The sequence below is a fragment of the Clostridium sp. DFI.1.208 genome (genome assembly GCF_024463855.1).
Taxonomy (GTDB): domain Bacteria; phylum Bacillota_I; class Bacilli_A; order Erysipelotrichales; family Erysipelotrichaceae; genus Clostridium_AQ.
This window is the reverse complement of the sequence record NZ_JANGCA010000153.1, coordinates 1-1171: the sequence shown is the minus strand read 5'-3', so window position 1 is coordinate 1171 and position 1171 is coordinate 1. Positions and strand designations below refer to the sequence as shown.

Genomic DNA, 1171 nt, shown 5'->3' with positions numbered 1-1171 from the left:
ACCTTTATCCTTTCCTTATCTTCTCCGGATTTCACTCCTGCTTTCTTCAATACGGAGCGCAGCTCCTGTATCCCGCAATCTATGGAATATTCAGGATCACGGATGCCATTGGGTACCTTTGGATATTTCTTGTTAAAAGGACCCTCTGCAGCCTGCATCGGGTCCATACCTTCACCATGAGATTCCACTTCCATCACACAGAGGATCAATTCGACATGATCCGCCATGTCATAGACCTCTGCTCTTTTCGTCACATAGGGACGATATCTTTCGACTGCTTCACTCAATAGGGAAGTCGAAAGATCGATATCATCTTCGGTACTGCCACCTCCGATACCGACCGCCGCAAACATCATGATCACGAGAAAGAAGGCTACTCCTATGAGCATCACCTTCTTCGCTGATCCGGAGATCATGCAGCGTCATCCTTTCGGATACAATCTTCAAAATGTAAGATAGGTACACCCAATACCTTACACATCCGTATCAGAGTAGGAAGCTGGATACTCCTCCTACCTTTCAATACCTCTAGGATATAAGGTAATGGTTCATCCAGCTTTCTGGCAAATTCTTCTTTCGATATCTTCTTCTCCCGCAGGATCCGTTTCAGCTTATCGGCCAGTCTTTCATTCGTTATCCCTTTTTGTGGGCTTGGTCCTTTTTTCTTCTTTCTTTTCTTTTTGGATGTCATTCTCTTCCTCCTTCTATAAGTATAAGATATCTTTGTTCGTTATAAGGTTTCGATCCCCAGCAGCTCGAGGACGCGCGCAAGATCGAGATCATCCTTTATCTTGATACTGATCTGCTTGTCCGTGATCTTCACTGGAAGTCTGAGCACATCATGCATCGAATTCTGTATATCTTCGTATTTTAAAGATCGCGATTCTTTTTTCTCCTTATTTGGATGCTCCTCCAATAGATTGAGATAGTCCTGAACGGAACGTGCACTGAATCCGGTATCCATTGCGATCCACTCTCTTTTGAGTGTTCCGGTAGGTATGAGCCCTTCCTCTTTCGTTTGTTGGTAGTCCAGCAGCGATTCTTTTACGATCTGCAATTTCAGCTCTTTTGGTAAGGTTTCCCGGTTTGCATTCCCTCTGCGGACGAATCTGCGGATCTCACGCATCGTAAGCTCCTGCATTTTGACGATGGCCGGGATCTCTTCCCAGCG

Annotated in this window: 3 protein-coding genes; all 3 read right to left on the bottom strand. The window is 45.3% G+C overall.

Annotated elements, in window-relative coordinates:
• Positions 1–416, bottom strand: a 416-nt coding sequence (locus NE665_RS23760) for a lysozyme family protein (RefSeq protein ID WP_256302686.1), incomplete at its 3' end; no start/stop codon positions are given.
• Positions 413–691 carry a helix-turn-helix transcriptional regulator gene (locus tag NE665_RS23755; protein WP_002611892.1) on the bottom strand — a complete coding sequence of 93 codons (279 nt, stop codon included), beginning with the start codon at positions 689–691 and terminating at the stop codon, positions 413–415. The genes NE665_RS23755 and NE665_RS23760, both read right to left, overlap by 4 nt.
• Positions 692–730: 39 nt before the next feature.
• A partial coding sequence (locus NE665_RS23750; protein WP_256302685.1) for a hypothetical protein occupies positions 731–1171 on the bottom strand: 441 nt, incomplete at its 5' end.